The organism is Azotobacter salinestris (genome assembly GCF_009363155.1).
Classification (GTDB): Bacteria; Pseudomonadota; Gammaproteobacteria; order Pseudomonadales; family Pseudomonadaceae; genus Azotobacter; species Azotobacter salinestris.
The window spans coordinates 1,199,464-1,217,893 of the sequence record NZ_CP045302.1 but is presented as its reverse complement, the minus strand read 5'-3'; the positions used below and the strand labels follow the sequence as shown (position 1 = coordinate 1,217,893).

Below are 18,430 nucleotides of genomic sequence, written 5' to 3'. Positions count from 1 at the left end.
ACCAGGGGTTGAAAAGAAGTTGGGTATCACAACGCCAAGCAAAAGTCTGATCAAAGTTCTTTATCTGGACCTTTCCGCTACATGTCGTAACGACTTGAAGACCGGTATCGAGCGCGTTGCCCGGGCACTGGCCATTGCACTGATAGAAAACCCTCCGCCCGGATATCGGGTCGAGCCTGTCTATCTGGATAAAAGGGATGGCGCCTGGGGCTATTTCCATGCGCGGCGCTATATGGCCGGAATGCTTGGTATAGCCTCGGACATCCTGGTGGACGAGAGGGCTGATCCTGTTCATGGCGATATCGTGCTGGGATTGGACATCTCGGGGGGGCTGCTTGCCCAGGCTGCGGACGAGGGCTTTTACGACGCTTTGCGTGCCGATGGTGTCCAGACTTATTTCATGGTGTATGACCTTCTTCCGCTGTTGCTGCCACATGCCTTTCCTCCGGGAGCGGACGCTGGCCATGCGCGCTGGTTGTCTGCCGTCGCCGGAGCGGATGGCGCCGTATGCATAACACAAGCGGTTGCCGATGACCTGCAGGCATGGCGTTCACGGCACATTGAAAGGAATGGCCGTCCGTTTCATGTAGTGGTTGCTCACCTTGGGGCCGATATAGACAGTTCTGCTCCCAGCAAGGGACTTCCCGAAGATGCGCATCGGGTGCTGAGCGAGTGCAGGGCACGACCGACGTTTCTCATGGTCGGTACGGTCGAGCCGCGAAAAGGTCATCTGCTTGCTTTGGAGGCCTTCACACAGCTTTGGCGCAACGGGGTCGATGTCAATCTGGTAATCGTTGGCAAGGAAGGTTGGCTTGGGCTTCCCGATGAGATGCGCAGAACGATTCCCCATACCATCCAATGCCTGGGTTCGCACCCCGAACGGGAAAGGCGGCTTTTCTGGCTTGAGGGCATCAGTGATGAGTATCTGGAAAAGGTATACGCTGCTTCTACCTGCCTGATCGCCGCCTCCGAAGGCGAGGGATTCGGGTTGCCGCTGATCGAAGCTGCACAGCATGGCTTGCCGATCATTGCTCGAGATATTCCGGTTTTCAGGGAAATTGTCGGCGAAAATGCCCATTATTTTCCCCGGGGGGCGGCCCCGGCAGCGCTGGGAGGCAGCGTCGTGGCCTGGCTGGAGCTTTATCGGCAGGGGACCCATCCGAAATCCGGAAATATAGGGTGGCTGACCTGGAGCGAGTGTGCGAGGAATATGATTTCCGGCCTTCTCAAGGCTGGAGGCCGACGGAGCAAGATTTACATCGACATATCCGTTGTCTACAAGAATGATTTCAGAACCGGGATTCAGCGTGTCGTCAGGGGGCTTCTGGCCGCGCTGCTGGATAATCCGGATGATTTCTTCGAGATTGTTCCGGTCTATCTCGACGGCAAGGACTCGGCATGGTGCTACAAAGTGGCAAATATTTCCCTGCACAACGATGAGCTGTTTGCCGAGCCCGAAAAGGCTTCCCGTGAAATAGACGCTGCGCCGGGAGATATTCTGCTCTGCCTGGATCTTGCTGGTGGTTATGTAGTGCCTGCGTCGCGACAGGGCTTGTACTCCGACATAAAGAGGCACGGGGTGGCGGTATATTTTGTCGTGTACGATTTGTTACCGGTCAGATTGCCAGAATACTTTGCGGAAGCGGATACGGCCGGTTATCTCGACTGGCTTGGCGTCACGGCGGAAAGCGACGGGGTCCTGTGCATATCGCAAGCCGTTGCAGCAGATTATCGGCGCTGGTTCGGGATGCTTCCCTCCATCATGAAGAGCAAGACATTCCAGCTTGCCTTTTTTCATCTTGGCGCGGATATAACCAGTTCCTCTCCCAGCCGTGGACTGCCGGAAGGCTGGGAAGAGAACCTGAACGCCATGAACCGTCGGCCATGCTTCTTGTCGGTGGGAACCATAGAGCCACGCAAGGGATATCGGCAGATCCTGTCAGCGTTCGAAACTCTGTGGAAAGCCGGCTCGGACTTGAATTTGGTCATGGTAGGGAAGAGTGGCTGGATGATGTCCGATTTCTGCGAGAGATTGAGCGCTCATTCAGAACTCGGCCAGCGACTTTGGTGGCTCGATGGCATCAGCGACGAGTATCTGGAAAAGATCTATGCTGCTTCGGACTGTCTGATCGCCGCCTCCGAGGGAGAGGGCTTTGGTCTACCCCTGATCGAAGCTGCCCAGCACGGATTACCCATTATTGCTCGCGATATTCCCGTGTTTCGCGAGATTGCCGGCAGGCACGCCTATTATTTCAGCGGATCGGCGGCGGAAGACTTGGCAAGGGCTCTCGCCGATTGGCTGTGTTTGTACAAGGAAGGGCGGCATCCTTGTTCCGCCAACATGCCCTGGCTGACCTGGGCGGAAAGTGCGGAACAGCTCAAGCGCGGATTGCTCGATTTTCAACTCGGTGCGGCGAAAGTTTAATGTTTCGCTTCGATACGAAGGATATTTTTCCTGTCGGCACCAATAATTCCTGCGCTGCTCGTATATCAGCGAAGTCGCGCCTATAAGAATGGTAATGAGTTATTTATATGATCACGGACTGTTTTGACGGGCCATTTTTCAATGCCTGCATCCATGGTCGGAACAACCCGCCATTGGTAGTCAACTTGAGCGATGCCTTGAAAGAAGCATTTGCCGGCCTGATCTGGATTATGCTGACCATGGAGTATCGCCGATGATGGAGCCCTTCTATCGCGCCTTCGAGGAACGTCTTCGCGGTTCACGAGAGCTTATAAAGGAGCGCCAGGCCGTCTACCTGTCCTTTATCGAGCCCTTGAAAACACTGTACTCCAGTTGCCCGGCGCTGGACCTCGGCTGCGGTCGCGGGGAGTGGCTGGAGATCCTGCTGGAGAACGGCTTCGAAGCGCGGGGCGTCGATCTCGACCAGGGAATGCTCGAGGTCTGCAGCACCTTGAACCTGCCGGCAGAGCAGGGCGAGGCCCTGGATACCCTCAAACGTTTGGCGGACGAAAGCCAAGTGCTGATTTCCGGCCTCCATATCGTCGAGCATATGTCCTTCGAGTGCCTTCAGCAGTTGGTGGCCGAGGCGCTGCGGGTGCTGAAGCCCGCAGGTCTGTTGATCCTGGAGTCGCCCAACGCGGAAAACCTGGTGGTTGGCACCAACAACTTCTACTTCGATCCCACCCACGAACGTCCCGTTCCCCATCTGTTGTTGAGTTTCCTCACCGAACATACCGGCTTTGCCAGGTTCAAGCTGCTGCGCTTGCAGGAACCTGCGGCACTGGCGAAAGCCGAGCGGATCGCCCTGATGAATGTGCTGGCCGGAGTCAGTCCAGACTACGCCATAGTGGCGCAGAAAGCCGCGCCGGTCGAGCAGATGGCCCTTTTCGATTCGGCATTCGAGAAGAAATATGGCGTGGCGCTCGATATGCTGGCCAAGCGATATGACGATGGCCTGCAGGAGGAGTTCGACCGGTTCCGGAAGCAGCTCGAAGAGACCGGCGCACGTGCCCGGGAAGTCGAAGCGGCCCTCAGGGGAAGCATCGCCCGGAGCATTCAGGCCGAAGTGAAACAGGCTGCCGTGGAAACCCTCAATGAAACGCTTCGCCAGCAGACGCAGCAAGCAGCCAGTGAGGCGAGTGCCCTGCGGGAACAGGCCCACCAGCTCGATGCACAGTTGCAGCAAGCCCGACAGCAGCTTGCAGAGGCACAATACAACGCTCACCACTGGTACCTGCAGGCCAGTGCCTACGAAGCGCAGGCGAAGGATATGCTCAACAGCACCTCCTGGCGCGTCACCAAACCCCTGCGCGTGCTGATGATCGGTCTGCGGAAGCTGGGCGGGTCGCCTTCGTACTTGATGAGGCGCTTGCTGCGGCCCATCCTCGCCCGGGCCATGCGTTGGATCATGGCGCGGCCGGGGCTGAAGCAGCGTCTGGCAGACCGGCTGCGCCGACATCCCGTGCTTTTCCAGCGTCTCCGATTGTTTGCCTTGAATCGCGGTCTATTGGGGGCGGTGCCGCCGGGACCTCAGGTGGTTGAGAATATTCAGGGGGAGGATCTTTCGACATTGACGCCCAGGGCTCGTCAGATCTACACGAGCCTGAGAAAAGACATGCAGGAAAGAGAGAGCGCCAATGCGTATCGTCATTGATTTACAGAGTTCGCAAGCTGAAAACCGAACTCGTGGGATTGGCAGATACTCCCTTTCTCTTGCTCAGGCAATTGCTAGAAACTGTGGTGAGAACGAAGTCTTTATTGCACTCAACGGGCTTTTTCCAGATACGATCGAACCCATTCGTGCATCCTTCCAGGGGCTCTTGCCGCAGGAAAACATCCGTGCCTGGCAGGCTCCGGGGCCGGTATGCCATCTGGATCGCGGCAATGTCGGGGCCCGCCAGGCCGCCGAGCATTTGCGCGAGGCCTTTCTCGCCAGCCTCGATCCCTCGGTGGTACTGGTCACCAGTCTGTTCGAGGGGCTTGGGGATAACGCGGTCACGAGCATTGGCTGCCTGAGTCAGGCAATACCCACGGCGGTCATCCTGTATGACCTGATTCCTCTGATCCATCGCAGCCCCTACCTGGACGATCCTTCGGCTGCCGAATGGTACGAGAACAAGGTAGGCCATCTGCGCCGCGCCGACCTGCTGCTCGCCATCTCGGACTCGTCCCGGCAGGAGGGCATGCGATACCTTGGTTTTCCTGAAACCCAGGTCGTCAACATCTCGACCGCAACGGATGCACACTTTTGCAAGCAATCCATCGGCCTTGAACGGCAGGCTGCCGTGTTTCAGCGATACGGCTTCGAACGCCCCTTCGTGATGTATACGGGGGGCATCGATCATCGCAAGAACATCGAAGGCTTGATTCGTGCCTATGCCAGGTTGCCGGTTTCATTGAGACAGGCTCATCAATTGGCCATCGTCTGCTCCATTCGGCCGGAGGACCGCATCCGGTTGGAGAGGCTTGCCAGGCAGCATGGACTGTCATCCGATGAGTTGATTCTGACCGGCTTCGTTCCCGAAGAGGATCTGATTGCACTGTATAACCTGTGCAAGGCTTTCATCTTCCCCTCCTGGCACGAGGGCTTTGGCTTGCCGGCCCTGGAGGCCATGGCCTGCGGCCGTGCCGTGATCGCTGCCAATAGCTCCAGCCTGCCGGAAGTCGTCGGGTGTGACGAGGCCTTGTTCGATCCCTTGGACGACGACTCCATCGCCCGGAAACTGGAGCAGGTGCTGACGGACGAAGATTTCCGCAAGGCGCTCGAGCAGCACGGTATCGAGCAGGCAAAGAACTTCTCCTGGGACAAGAGCGCCATGTTGGCGATCCGCGCACTTGAGGCACGCCTCGCTCGTCACGAAGAACAGGGCAGCCTGTCGAACAGACCGTTGCGTCGCCCGCGGCTGGCCTATGTTTCGCCGCTTCCGCCAGAGCGCAGCGGCATCAGCGATTACAGCGCCGAACTGCTGCCCGAACTGGCCCGCCACTATGATATCGACGTCATCGTGGCGCAGGATGCTGTCGCGACGCCCTGGATCGGGGCGAATTGTGCAATCCGCACGGTCGAATGGTTCCGCACCCATGCCGAGGAGTTCGACCGGGTTCTGTACCACTTCGGAAATTCCTCCTTCCACCAGCACATGTTTGCCCTATTGGAGGAGGTTCCCGGGGTTGTCATGCTGCATGATTTCTTCCTTTCCGGGATCGAGCGGCACATGGAATGGCAGGAGGGCGGATCGAACTTCTCGCAGGCCCTGTATGCCGGGCATGGCTATGCCGCGTTACGGCACCGCTTCCATGCAGCGGACGAGGCGGAGGCCATCTGGTGCTATCCATGCAACCAGCGGGTACTGGAGCAGGCTCAGGGGGTCATCGTTCATTCGGAAAACTCGCGGCGGCTGGCGCGGCAGTGGTATGGCGACGAGGCGGGGCGGGACTGGGTGCTGATTCCTCTTCTCCGGGAGCCGAACTTCACTTCTGCACATGAGCGACAGCAGGCGCGCGAGGCGCTGGGGCTGCGGGCGGACGATTTTCTCGTGTGCAGCTTCGGTCTGCTCGGTCCCAGCAAGCTCAATCATCGACTGCTGGATGTCTGGCTGCGCTCGCCAATGGCCAGGGACGAGCAATGCATGCTGGTATTCGTTGGTGAAAATACAGCAGGCGAATACGGCGAGAACCTGCTCAAGGCTATTTCCGCAAGTCCCGGGGGCTCTCGGGTCAGGATTACCGGCTGGGCGGACAGCGGCCTCTTCCGGCGCTACCTGGCTGCCGCCGACGTCGGGGTGCAACTGCGCACGCATTCGCGCGGCGAAACCTCTGCCGCCGTTCTCGACTGCATGAACCATGGGCTGGCCACGATCGTCAATGCCAACGGCAGCATGTCCGATCTTCAGGACGATGGGGTCTGGAAACTGCCCGACGAGTTCACGGATGCCCAGCTGGCCTATGCGCTGCAGTCCCTCTGGCAGGACAGGCAGGCGCGACGCCGGCTTGGCGAACAGGCCAGGGGCATCGTCCGTACCCTGCATGCTCCCCGCGCCTGTGCCGATCGCTATTTCGAGGCAATCGAGCATTTTCAGCGCAAGGCGACAAGCGGTGTTCATGGGCTCTCCCGTGCGCTGGCACGGCATGCCGGCATATCGGGCGACCCGCAGAAATGCCTGGCCTTGGCTGCATCGATCGACCGCTCCATTGCTCCCCGATTCCAGCAGCGGCAACTGTTCGTCGACATTTCCGAATTAGTGCAGCGCGACGCGAAGAGCGGCATTCAGCGCGTCGTGCGCAGCATCCTGCTGGAGTGGCTGCTGGATCCGCCGCAAGGCTACAGGGTCGAGCCGGTGTATGCCTCCGCGGATCGGCCCGGTTATCGCTATGCCCGCCAGTTCACCCTGCGTTTCCTGCAATGTCCCGATAACGCCCTGCATGACGAGCCCATTACCTACCATGCAGGCGATGTGTTCCTCGGTCTGGACCTCCAGCCGGAAGTTGTTCCCGCGCAACATCGGGTATATCAGGCGATGCGCCGGCAGGGGGTAAAGGTACAGTTTGTCGTGTACGACCTGCTCCTGCTGCAGCTTCCGCACTGTTTCCCGCAGGGAGGAGCTCGATCATTCGAGCATTGGCTAGAGGTGGTCGCGGAATCTGACGGTGCGATCTGCATTTCCAAAGCTGTGGCGGACGAATTGGCGGACTGGCTACAGGCGCATGAGGTGGTTCGCCAGCGGGAATTCAGCCTGAACTGGTTCCATCTGGGGGGCGATATCGATCGCTCCGCACCTACGGCGGGCTTGCCCAGGCAGGCTGCGAGTGTTCTCGAGAGCCTGCATGGCAGGCCGACCTTCCTGATGGTCGGCACCATCGAGCCTCGGAAGGGATATGGCCAGGTTCTGTCGGCCTTCGAACAACTGTGGGCGCAGGGCGCGAACGTGAATCTGGTGGTCGTGGGCAAACAAGGCTGGATGGTGGAGACGCTGGCCGAGAGGCTACGCAAGCATATCGAGTGCGGCAAGCGCCTTTTCTGGCTCGACGGCATCAGCGACGAATACCTGGAAAGGCTCTATGCAGCCTCGACCTGCCTGATCGCCGCCTCCGAGGGTGAGGGTTTTGGCCTGCCCCTGATCGAGGCGGCCCAGCACAAGCTGCCTATCATCGCCCGCGACATTCCGGTCTTCCGTGAGGTGGCCGGCGAACACGCCCATTACTTCGGGGGGGGGGCGGCGCAGGATTTGGCAACGGCTATCGCTGAATGGCTGCAACTATATGGCGAAGGGCGGCATCCAACGTCCGACACCATGCCCTGGCTGACCTGGAGGGAAAGTGCGGATCAGCTCAGGCGTGTATTGCTCGGCCCTCGCTCTCCTGCCAGGGACGCATGAATACTTTTCCATGGATGGAAACCTGATATGCACCCTGATCCTGTACTGCATCTATCTCTCGTCATACCGGTTTTCAATGAGCTGGAAACCATCGATCTGTTTCTCGCGCGGGTTGACCGGGTCTTTGAACATCAAGATTCGGTGAGGCTGGAGATAGTGTTCGTAAACGACGGCAGTACCGATGGCACCCTAGATCGTCTTCTTGAATGCCAGAAGAGCGATGCCCGGGTCAGGGTGGTCGACCTGAGCCGCAATTTCGGCAAGGAGGCGGCACTGACCGCAGGATTGCAGGCCGCCACCGGCCAGGTGGTCGTGCCCATCGATGTCGATCTCCAGGATCCGCCGGAGCTGATTCTGGACATGATCGCCAAGTGGCGCGAGGGATACGAGGTCGTGTTGGGGCGCCGGATGAACCGTGATTCCGACTCCTGGGCAAAGCGTGTCTCGGCCACCTGGTTCTACCGCATCCACAACAAGATTGCTGATCCGGAAATCCCCGAGAATGTAGGTGACTTTCGTCTGATGGATCGTGCCGTAATCGACGCACTCAACGTGCTGCCCGAGTCTCGCCGATTCATGAAGGGCCTGTTTGCCTGGGTCGGATTCCGGACTGCCTATGTCGATTATTCACGGCCGGAGCGGATAGCGGGTACGAGCAAGTTCAATGGATGGCGGCTGTGGAACTTTGCCCTGGAGGGCATGACGAGCTTCAGCATCGACCCCTTGCGGATATGGACGTACTTCGGGGCCATGGTTGCGTTTGTCTCGTTTTTCTGGGGCTTCTACATAGCATTGAAAGTGCTGTTGCTTGGCGTCGATGTACCGGGCTACGCATCGATCTTTGTTGCCATTACCTTTCTCGGCGGATTGCAATTGATCGGCATCGGAATAATTGGCGAGTACCTCGGGCGAACTTATCTGGAGTCGAAGCGTCGGCCGATTTATCTTGTCCGTCATATCTACGAGCCCGGTGGTTCGGGAGCTGTCCCTTGTGCTCCTCAAGAAAAAAATATTCATGAGTGTCAAAGACAGGTTCATTGATATGCTTCGGATAGGCATAAGCGAATCTCTTCTTGCGAAGCTCCGCAGGGAGCTGCTCCTGGCTGGGCGCTTTGCACTGGTGGGTATTGCTGCGACCCTCACTCATATGCTTGTGGTATGGACATTGATCGAGCTGACGCTGCTCCCCTCCCTGCTGGCAAATCTGATGGCCTTTTTGACTGCATTCGTCGTGTCATTTACCGGTCACTACCACTGGAGCTTTCAGGGAGCCGGGCATCCAGGCCGTGCGCTGAAGCGGCTTTTTCTAATCTCCTCCTCAGCCTTCCTCGCCAATACAGTCTTGCTGGCCAGCCTCCTCAAGGCTGGCTGGGTATCTGCTTCGGTTGCGGCAGTCGTAGCGGCTGCAGTAGTGCCAATGATCAGCTTTCTGGCCAGCAGGTTCTGGGGATTTAAACCTTCTCCAAAGAATTATTAACCCGGCAATCAAATACCCAATCTAAGTGGCATAACGCACCGACGCATGCTGGAAATAGGCAACTACCCGCTCCGGGGTTTTGGCCAACCAGCTCATGAATGCCTCGGCCTTCTCCAGCAATTCCGACTTGTTTCGCGCCCGGTCACTGGTGCGCAAGCGTGTCTTGAGGTCGCGGTTCAAATACTCGTCCGGATTACACTCAGGCGAATAGGGTGGCAGGTAGAACGCTTCGATTTCTTCCTGGTGCCCTTCGAGCCATTCCCTGACCAGACGCGCATGATGGACACGCAGGTTGTCCAGGATCAGAAAGATCTTCCTGTCACTGTCCGCCACCAGCCTCGACATGAAACCGATCATCCGCTCAGTATTCATGGCCCCCTCCAGGAACTCGAACCGTACCAGTCCCTGGTTGCTGATCGCTGAGACCATGCTCAGGCCATGACGCCGAGTCGGCGCCACCAGCACCGGCGTGACGCCTGCCGGCGCATAGCCTCGAATCCAATGCCCATCTTCAGCTACGGCCGTTTCATCGCCCCAGTAGATCGTCGCGTTTTCGGCCTTGGCGCGTGCCACGATGGCCGGATAGGTCTCTTCAAGCCAGTGCTCGACCGCCTCCGGGTTCTGTTCCAGCGCCTGCCGGGTCGGCCGCTGTGGGGTATATCCCCAGCGCTGAAGGTACTGACCCACCGTCCGGATCGGCATCTCGATGCCATACAAGTGCTTGATCAACTGCATGACGGCCCGGCGGTTCCACAGGGCAAAGTCGAGTTGCAACTGGTTCGGGGTCTGGCCCACCAGAATCGAGCGCAACTGCCACTCCTGTGCGAGCGTCAAGGTCCGTCCGCTTGCCTGGCGCCGACCTCGTGTCCTGGATTTCAGACCTTCGCTGCCTTGCTCGCTGTAGCGTTTGGACCAGGCTAGTACGGTACTCAGATGTACGCCCAATGCGTCGGCAACCTCTTGCCAAGTCAGTTCGCGCTGCTCACGCAGATTCATGGCCAGGCGCCGCATCTGGTCCTGAGTTTCTCGAGAGAGCTTTCGGGCATCGATCTTTTTCATGTCCCTTTATATCGTGAATTTGATTGCCGCGTTAATAATCTGGTGGGAAGTCAAAGGAGACCCGGCCCCTGCCGCCGCTTCGCTTGCACTTCACCTGCAAGAACTCTGAAGCGTCATTCGACGCTTAATATTAATCCGGCAATCCAATACCCCAAATCATGCCGCATAGGCTATTTTGGGGTGCCTGAAGTACGAGCGAATTCGCTCGGGCTTTGATTGCAGGCGGCGCATGACCGAACGAACACGTCCTTCCAGAGCCTCCCGGCTTCTCGCGCTCGGCCCGCTGCGCACCTGCTGCTTGAGGTCGCCATTGAGGTACTCGTCCGGGTTGAGCTCCGGGGCGTACGCAGGCAGAAAGAACACCTCGATCCGCTCTCGTCGCTCGCCCAGCCAGGCTTTCACTGTCTTGCAGTGATGCACGCGCAGGTTGTCCAGGATCAGGAACACCTTGCGCCCTTGGGTGTCCCGGATCAGCCGCCCCAGGAAGCGGATCAACACAGTCGCCGTCATGGTTTCCCGGTACAGCATGAAGCGCAGCTTGCCCCGGTTGGTCACCGTCGAAATCATGTTCGTGGCAAAGCGGCTTCCACTGACCTCGCGTACCGGCGTTCGCCCTGTCGGGGCGTAGCTGCGCCCCGCGTGGCTATCGCTGCGCAAGCCGGTTTCATCGCCCCAGTGAATCTCGCCGCTCTCGGCCTTGGCACGCTGTTCGATCTTCGGGTACTCGGTCTTCAACCAGCGCTGTATCGCCTCGGGCTGCTGCTGATAGGCGCGCTTCAACGGCCGCTGCGGGGTATAGCCCCAACGCTTGAGGTATTCGCCGACCGTCCGGATCGGCATCTGAAAACCACAGTGCAGGGCGATCAGGGCCTGTACCGCCTCCCGAGTCCAGAGCGCGAAAGCGAGCTTCAGCTGGTCTGGCATGGTATCGAGCAGCAACGTGCGAATCAGCGCCTCCTGCTCCGGGCTGAGGCTGCGGCGCTCTCCTGGCAGTGACCCGCGCTGGCCACCCTCGATGGCAGCCGCCTTGCCCTGGCGCTGCGCCACCTCAACCCAGTGCGCCACGGTGCGCAGATGAACGCCAACGGCTTCGCCGATGGCTCGGTAGGTATACCCCTGCTCGCGCATGCGAAGGGCGATGGCGCGTTTTTCGCGCTGTTCCAGGGGGCTGAGGCTTCGGGCGTCACGGGTCATCGGGAAAATGCTGATTATGCCCTATTTTATTGCCGGATTAATAAGTGCCCGGCCAAGTCTTTCAGGTAGAGGAGAGCAGGAGGGCCGGGTGCTTACCGGTATGGTGAGCAGGGAAGGCTTGGCACGTCAAAAATAATTTATCGCGCCAACTGTATGCTCCACTAAGCTCAATGAGGCTCCTTCTAGCCTGCTTGGCCCATTGAACTCAGATTAGGAAAATAAAACTTGTCATGCTGAAGCAATCTCCTTCAACATTAATTCCTTGGACCGCTATGCCTTATATGCTGGGTGTGGTGGCCTTTCTTATCGTTGTCGGGCCGAGAGCACTCAATCCTGAAAATATTGCATGGCTTGGCCAGGGAGATCAGGTCCAGCATTTTTTGGGGTGGCATTTTTTTCGCAATTCCGATTGGACACTGCCGCCTGGGCTGAATCCCGATTTTGGAATCGAGCTTTCAAGCGCCATAGTGTATTCCGACTCGAATCCGTTGCTGGCTCTTTTATTCAAGCCATTTTCGAATATCCTGCCTGAGGTGTTTCAGTATTTCGGATTATGGCTCTTGGTCTGCTTCGTTTTACAAGCCTGGTTTGCCTGGAAGTTGCTCGGTCTGATTACCAATAATCAGATCGTGCGTATCCTCGGGGCAGGTTTTTTCGTTTTCTCTCCGCCGATGATATTTCGAATGGCTGTCCATTTGAATTTGGCAGGCCATTTTCTCGTATTGGCGGCATTATATCTTGCGCTCAAGCCGAAAATTGAGGGGCGTGCCTTGCCGTGGGCAATCTTGTTGTCGGTATCTGCCCTGGTACATGCTTACCTGTTGGCCATGGTGGGGCTCATCTGGCTTGCCGACCTTGCCGGAAGGCTTTTCATTGGAAAGCGCCCGGTAGGCGAGGCCGTGCGGGAAGTGATTGGCATGCTTGCAATACTTGCCCTTGTGTGCTGGATGGCAGGTTATTTCAGTGTCGGGCAAGGTGTGGTGGGCGGGGGATTCGGCCAGTATCGGATGAATCTTCTTTCTATTTTCGATGCGGGCGGATGGTCCTTCGCACTCAAGGACATTCCAAAAGCCGAGGATAATCTCGAAGGTTTCAATTTTCTCGGGTTGGGTACCATTATTCTGGCGCTCTGGTCCATACCAATTCTGATTTCCGGTCGAGTCAATATATGGCCCGCGGTGAGAAGACAGGCCATGCTTTTGCTCGTCTTGCTCGGACTAACGCTGTTTGCCTTGTCGAACAGCGTAGGCATTGCCGATACGGTCTTTCACTATTCCCTGCCGGAATGGGTGCTTCGAGGAGCCAATATATTTCGAGCTTCGGGACGGATGTTCTGGCCGGTCTTTTATATGCTGGTGTTCGTGCTGTTATTTGTTGTCATCCGTGGGCACGATGCACGTCCGGCCATTACCATATTGGCTGGAGCCTTGATTCTTCAGGTAGTGGATACCAGCGCGGCATGGGCTGGCATTCGGACAAGCCTGATGGCGGAGCCGGCCTCGGAATGGAGTTCGCCTCTCAAGGACCCGTTCTGGGCCGATGCTGCCAGGAAATACAAGAAAATAAGATGGATTCAGCCGGCCAACGTGTCGCCAAACTGGCAAGTGCTGGCAACGTTTGCCGCCAAGCATCATATGGCGACGGATGCGGTCTACCTCGCACGTGTGAGCCACTCTGCCCTGACCGATGCACAAGCCCGAGCGCAGGATGCCGTGCAGGCCAGCCATTATGAGGCCGATACGCTTTATATCCTGAATGAGGCTGCACTGCGTGCGGCGGCGCTTTCATTGAACGAGGAGGCTGATCTACTAGCCCGGATCGACGGTTTTTCCTTCTTGGCTCCAGGATGGAAGAAGTGTCAGCACTGCATGAGGATACAGGGCGAAGTGGACTTCGCCGATTTGCTGCCGCCTGTAAGGATTGGGGATCGACTTGAATTCAGGCCAGGCAGTCGCGGTCTATCCTATCTGGCGTCAGGCTGGTCTTCTCCGGAAGCATGGGGGATTTGGTCGGATGGAGAAGATGCAACGGTACTTTTGCCGGCAGCCGAGAATCTCCGGATGATCGTCCTCGAGGCCAATGCCTGGGTGACGCCAGCACATCCCGAGCAAAGGGTCAGGGTGTCGCTTAACGGAATCTTCGCCAAAGACATTTCCTTGAAGTCAAATACTGCAAACCGAATCGAAATTCCTATTGCCGACGAGATGCATGGTCTTTTATCGGCAAGCGAACCTCTGAACCTACAGTTTGAGTTTTCTGATGCGGCAAGACCTGTCGATCTTGGCGCCGGCAATGACGGTCGAGCCTTGGCGCTTGGCTTGGTTTCGATTACTTTGCAATAATAGAAAGATTTCTTATTTACAGGGGTTATAAGATGACAGCTGCAATCGTCACCGGTATCACCGGCCAGGACGGCGCCTATCTGGCACAACTGCTGCTACAGAAGGGCTATACCGTCTACGGTACCTACCGCCGCACCAGTTCGGTGAACTTCTGGCGCATCGAGGAGCTGGGGATCGATCGTCACCCCAACCTGCATCTGGTCGAGTACGACCTGACCGATCTGTCCGCCAGCATCCGTCTGCTGCAGAGCACCGAGGCCACCGAGGTGTACAACCTGGCAGCGCAGAGCTTCGTGGGGGTTTCCTTCGAGCAGCCGTTGACCACGGCGGAGATTACCGGCCTGGGGGCGGTGAACCTGCTGGAGGCGATCCGCATCGTCAACCCGAAGGTGCGTTTCTACCAGGCCTCCACCTCCGAGATGTTCGGCAAGGTGCAGGCGATTCCCCAAGTGGAAACCACCCCGTTCTATCCGCGCAGCCCCTACGGCGTGGCCAAGCTGTATGCCCACTGGATGACCATCAACTACCGCGAGTCCTACGGCATCTTCGGCACCAGCGGCATCCTCTTCAACCATGAGTCGCCGCTGCGTGGCCGTGAGTTCGTGACCCGCAAGATCACCGACGCCGTCGCCAAGATCAAGCTGGGCAAGCAGGACAGGCTGGAGCTCGGCAACATGGACGCCAAGCGCGACTGGGGATTCGCCAAGGAGTATGTGGAAGGCATGTGGCGCATGCTGCAGGCCAACGAACCGGATACCTTCGTACTGGCCACCAACCGTACCGAAACCGTGCGCGATTTCGTCTCCCTGGCCTGCAAGGCGGTCGATATCGAGGTGGAGTGGAAGGGCGAGGGCGAGCAGGAACAGGGTATCGATGCCGCGACCGGCAAGGTGATCGTGGCGGTCAACCCGAAGTTCTACCGGCCGGCGGAAGTGGACCTGCTGATCGGCAATCCGGCCAAGGCCAGGGAGAAGCTGGGCTGGGAACCGAAGACCTCGCTGGAGGAGCTGTGCCGCATGATGGTGGAAGCCGATCTGCGCCGCAACGAGCAGGGTTTTTCGTTTTAATCCCCGGCAAAACCACTGTATGCAAAGGAAGGGGCAATGAAACATGTTTTGCTGACCGGAGCGAACGGCTTCGTGGGCAAGGTGATGCGGACATACTTGCGCGAAGCCGGGCATCAGGTGACCTGCACGGTATCCTCGAATCCGCTGCCGCAGGACGATGTCGCGCAGGTGCGCATGGATATTCGCGATGCGGCATCCGTCGAACAGGTCGTTCAGCAGGTACGGCCGACCCATGTACTACATCTGGCGGCAATTTCCCACGTACCGACCAGTTTTCGCGACCCCCTGCTGACCTGGCAGACCAATGTGCTGGGCAGCCTGAACCTGCTCGAAGCCATCCAGCGCCATGCGCCCGAGGCCTTCGTGCTGTTCACCAGTTCTTCCGAGGTTTATGGCGAAGCATTCAAGACGGGGGTGGCGCTGGACGAGAGCAGCCCCTGCCAGCCGATGAATCCCTACGCGGCCAGCAAGCTGGCGGCCGAGCTGGCCTTTGTCCAGTACTTTCGCCGGGGCCTGCGCGGCGTCATTGCCCGACCTTTCAATCACATCGGCCCGGGCCAGTCGCCCGATTTCGTCACGGCCTCCTTCGCCAGGCAGATCGCCGAGATCGAGCACGGCCTGCAGCCGCCGGTATTGCAGGTCGGCAATCTGGAAGCCTGTCGCGACTTTCTCGATGTACGCGATGTCTGCGACGCCTATGCAAGGCTGTTGGACCTTGCGGACCAGCCTGCGGATCAGCGGATTTTCAATGTCGCCTCGGGCCGGGCAAGAAGGATCCAGGAAATCCTCGACGAGCTGCTGGCGCAGAGCTCGCTGCCCATCAGGGTAGAGCAGGACCCGCAACGCTTGCGTCCTTCGGACATCCCCTTCGCAGTGGGCGATTGCCGGCACCTGCAGGCCGCGACGGGCTGGCGACCGGCCCATGCCCTGAGTGAAACCCTTGGGGAACTCCTGGCCTACTGGCGGGAAAAGACCGCCGGAGCTCGATGAAGCTGCTGCTCGGCACGGAGTCGCTGGTTCCGCCGCTGGCAGGGATCGGCAACTACACCCTCAACCTGCTGCGCGCACTGCAGGGGCTGGCGGCCATCGAGCGGATCGATTGCTTCACAGGCTCGACCCTGGCCACGGCCGCCGAAGTACTGGCCGCCCTGCACGACGATGCGGCCGGGGCAGGGGGGCAAGCCCGGAGAAATGCAGTGGGGGCGCGGCTGCGCAAGCTGGTACGTGGCCTGCCACTGGCCTATCGGGCGCATGCCGCCCTGGGCAATGCCCGCTTCCGACTGGCCACGCACGCCAGGCAAGACCTTGTCTACCACGAGCCGAACTTCATCCTGAAGAACCATGACGGCCCTTGTGTCGTCACCATCCACGACCTTTCCTTCGTTCATTTTCCCCACCTCCATCCGCCGCAGCGGGTCGCCTGGCAGACCCGCGAGCTGCCGCGGACCCTGCGCCGGGCCGATTTCGTCATCACCGACTCGGAATTGATCCGTCGCGAACTGATCGAGCAGTTCGGCGTGCCGGCCGGCCGGGTGCGGGCGATCTACCTGGGCGCGGACGAGCGTTTTTTTCCGCGCACGGCGGAGCAGACCCAGGCAGTGCTGACACGGCATGGGCTGCGGCACGGGCGCTATGTGGCCTTTGTCGGAACGATCGAGCCGCGCAAAGGCGTCGACTGGTTGTTGGCGGCCTGGATGCAGTTGCCGGTTTCGCTGCGCCGGTCCTGTCCACTGGTCATCGCCGGCGCCTCGGGCTGGCGGAACGACGCGCTGATGAAGCAGATCCATACCCTGCAGGCTTCCGGCGAGATCAGGTATCTGCGCTTCGTCAGCGCCGCCGATCTGCCGTTCCTGTACGCAGGGGCGGCTGCATTCGTCTACCCCTCGCTCTACGAGGGGTTCGGCCTGCCGGTATTGGAGGCGATGGCCAGCGGGACGCCGACGATCTGCACGGCCGGGACCTCGATGGCCGAGTTCGCCGGCGAGGCCGTCATGCTGTGCGAGGCGAACGATGTGGCAGGGCTGGCGGCCACCCTGCACGAACTGCTCGAGCACGGGCAACTGGGCCATCGCCTGAGCCTGCAGGGGCTGGAGCGGGCGCGGCTGTTCTCCTGGTCGCGCTGCGCGCGCGAGACGTTGGAGGTCTATTCCAGGGTTACCTGAGTAGGCTTCACATACTGTCCACGCATCTCCAGGAAGGGGGCCTCGATCGTCCGATAACTCAGACCCGCCACCCACCAGGACACCACCAGCACGCCGATTCCCACCAGCAGCGCATTCAGGCGCCAGTCGGCGAACCAGTCGGGAGTACCGAGCAGCCGTGTTCCCAGGAAGATCACCAGCCCGTGCCACAGGTACAGCGAAAAGCTGATCTCCCCGCCGCGCTCCAGCCATCCCCCCAACCAGCCCGGCAAATCACCACGCCAGTGTGCATAGCTCAGGATGACCAGCGCCCAGGCCAGGGCCTCCACAGTCGGCCAGGCCAGCCAGGCGACCTGTACCGGGTTGGGCGAGAGGAAGCTCGCCCAGTATTTCTGCAGCTCCAGCAGCATCCACATCGCCAGGCCAGCCCCCGTCACCCAGGCGCCATGCATGGGGCGCAGGATGTGCGTCGCGGCGTACTGCGCGGCAAGCATGCCGACCAGAAACTGATCCAGACGCCCCAGCAACGTTGAATAGATCATATGGGTGGGGCGTTCGCTGAGCAGGAAGGCGCCAAGCTTGAACAGGAGCAACAAGCCGATCAGCCGCAGCAGATAGGAGGGCCCCTGCGCCAGTGCGAAGCGTGCCAGGAAAGGAAATATCAGATAGAAGCCGAACTCCACCGAGATCGTCCAGGCAGCGCCGGTCATGAACTGCTTGCTGGTCGGCGGATCGCCGATGTTGGAAAAGAACAGATAGAGGATGTCCTGCGGGCGAAAGGCGTCCCGGTTCACTGACACCGCCACCATGAACACCACCACGAACAGCGGAAAGATCCGGAGTATCCGGTTGCGTAGAAAGCGGCGGTAGTCGAGAACGCCCTCGGCCCGCAAGGCGATACTCATGAACAGATAGCCGCTGAGCACGAAGAACAGGCTCACCCCCGTATGTCCCTCTACCAGCCAGCCGAAACCGAACGCCTCGGGGCGAGGCTGCCAGCCCCCGAAAAACGAATGGAATGTATGAAACGCCAGCACCAGTAGTGCTGCCAGGCAGCGCAGGTGGGCCAGCCGCGGATTCCAGGGAAGATTGTTCGAGGGAGGGGCAGAGAACGGAAGGGACATGCCAAGCCTGCGGATAGATCCAAAGCGCGCAGTGTGCGTATGCGTGCAGGGCGTGGCAAGCCGTGAGAGGCTGGGCGGGCCACAAGGGCCCAACCTCAGTGTGGCACCGCAATTTGGGCGCAACATGGCGGGTCGTTCCCGCCCTACAAGAGCCGCTTGGCGCTTGGGTAGGGCGGGTGAAACCCGC

General features: G+C 59.2%; 12 protein-coding genes. 9 read left to right on the top strand and 3 right to left on the bottom strand.

Annotation, left to right across the window (positions count from 1 at the left end; genetic code table 11):
• Positions 1 to 19: 19 nt before the first annotated feature.
• The 5 genes from GCU53_RS05680 (at position 20) to GCU53_RS05660 (ending at position 9,316) form a co-directional block, all read left to right on the top strand.
• Positions 20 to 2,425 carry a glycosyltransferase family 4 protein gene (locus GCU53_RS05680; RefSeq protein ID WP_152386747.1) on the top strand — a complete coding sequence of 802 codons (2,406 nt, stop codon included), beginning with the start codon at positions 20 to 22 and terminating at the stop codon, positions 2,423 to 2,425.
• 253 nt (positions 2,426 to 2,678) lie between these two features.
• Complete coding sequence (locus GCU53_RS05675; protein ID WP_152386746.1) at positions 2,679 to 4,118, top strand: class I SAM-dependent methyltransferase; 1,440 nt, start codon at positions 2,679 to 2,681, stop codon at positions 4,116 to 4,118.
• Positions 4,102 to 7,839 (top strand): glycosyltransferase, encoded by a 3,738-nt coding sequence (locus GCU53_RS05670; protein WP_152386745.1) that lies wholly within the window; start codon positions 4,102 to 4,104, stop codon positions 7,837 to 7,839. The genes GCU53_RS05675 and GCU53_RS05670 overlap by 17 nt, the downstream gene beginning before the upstream one ends.
• 27 nt (positions 7,840 to 7,866) lie before the next feature.
• Positions 7,867 to 8,880, top strand: coding sequence for a glycosyltransferase family 2 protein (locus GCU53_RS05665; RefSeq protein WP_152386744.1), 1,014 nt, complete (start codon positions 7,867 to 7,869; stop codon positions 8,878 to 8,880).
• The gene (locus tag GCU53_RS05660; RefSeq protein WP_152386743.1) at positions 8,855 to 9,316 is read left to right on the top strand and encodes a GtrA family protein; all 462 of its coding nucleotides are present in this window, start codon (positions 8,855 to 8,857) and stop codon (positions 9,314 to 9,316) included. The genes GCU53_RS05665 and GCU53_RS05660 overlap by 26 nt, the downstream gene beginning before the upstream one ends.
• Before the next feature lie 21 nt (positions 9,317 to 9,337).
• On the opposite strand, the gene GCU53_RS05655 is transcribed toward GCU53_RS05660, so the two are convergent.
• Positions 9,338 to 10,375, bottom strand: coding sequence for an IS630 family transposase (locus tag GCU53_RS05655; protein ID WP_152386602.1), 1,038 nt, complete (start codon positions 10,373 to 10,375; stop codon positions 9,338 to 9,340).
• A gap of 156 nt (positions 10,376 to 10,531) precedes the next feature.
• Positions 10,532 to 11,569 (bottom strand): IS630 family transposase, encoded by a 1,038-nt coding sequence (locus GCU53_RS05650; protein ID WP_152386499.1) that lies wholly within the window; start codon positions 11,567 to 11,569, stop codon positions 10,532 to 10,534.
• Between the two features lie 230 nt (positions 11,570 to 11,799).
• On the opposite strand from GCU53_RS05650, the gene GCU53_RS05645 reads away from it, so the two are divergent.
• Genes GCU53_RS05645 through GCU53_RS05630 form a run of 4 tightly spaced genes read left to right on the top strand, consistent with a single transcriptional unit; the run spans position 11,800 to position 17,140 of the window.
• The gene (locus GCU53_RS05645; protein ID WP_152386742.1) at positions 11,800 to 13,911 is read left to right on the top strand and encodes a DUF6311 domain-containing protein; all 2,112 of its coding nucleotides are present in this window, start codon (positions 11,800 to 11,802) and stop codon (positions 13,909 to 13,911) included.
• Positions 13,912 to 13,943: 32 nt separating this feature from the next.
• Entirely contained in the window at positions 13,944 to 14,978 is a 1,035-nt protein-coding gene (gmd, locus tag GCU53_RS05640; RefSeq protein ID WP_152386741.1) for a GDP-mannose 4,6-dehydratase, read from the top strand.
• Between the two features lie 36 nt (positions 14,979 to 15,014).
• Positions 15,015 to 15,968, top strand: a complete 954-nt coding sequence (locus GCU53_RS05635; RefSeq protein ID WP_152386740.1) for a GDP-mannose 4,6-dehydratase — start codon at positions 15,015 to 15,017, stop codon at positions 15,966 to 15,968.
• Positions 15,965 to 17,140, top strand: coding sequence for a glycosyltransferase family 4 protein (locus GCU53_RS05630; protein WP_152386739.1), 1,176 nt, complete (start codon positions 15,965 to 15,967; stop codon positions 17,138 to 17,140). Before GCU53_RS05635 ends, GCU53_RS05630 begins: the two co-directional genes overlap by 4 nt.
• Here the strand turns inward: GCU53_RS05630 and GCU53_RS05625 are convergent.
• Positions 17,122 to 18,243 (bottom strand): acyltransferase family protein, encoded by a 1,122-nt coding sequence (locus tag GCU53_RS05625; RefSeq protein ID WP_167520040.1) that lies wholly within the window; start codon positions 18,241 to 18,243, stop codon positions 17,122 to 17,124. The genes GCU53_RS05630 and GCU53_RS05625 overlap by 19 nt on opposite strands.
• Positions 18,244 to 18,430 lie beyond the last annotated feature (187 nt).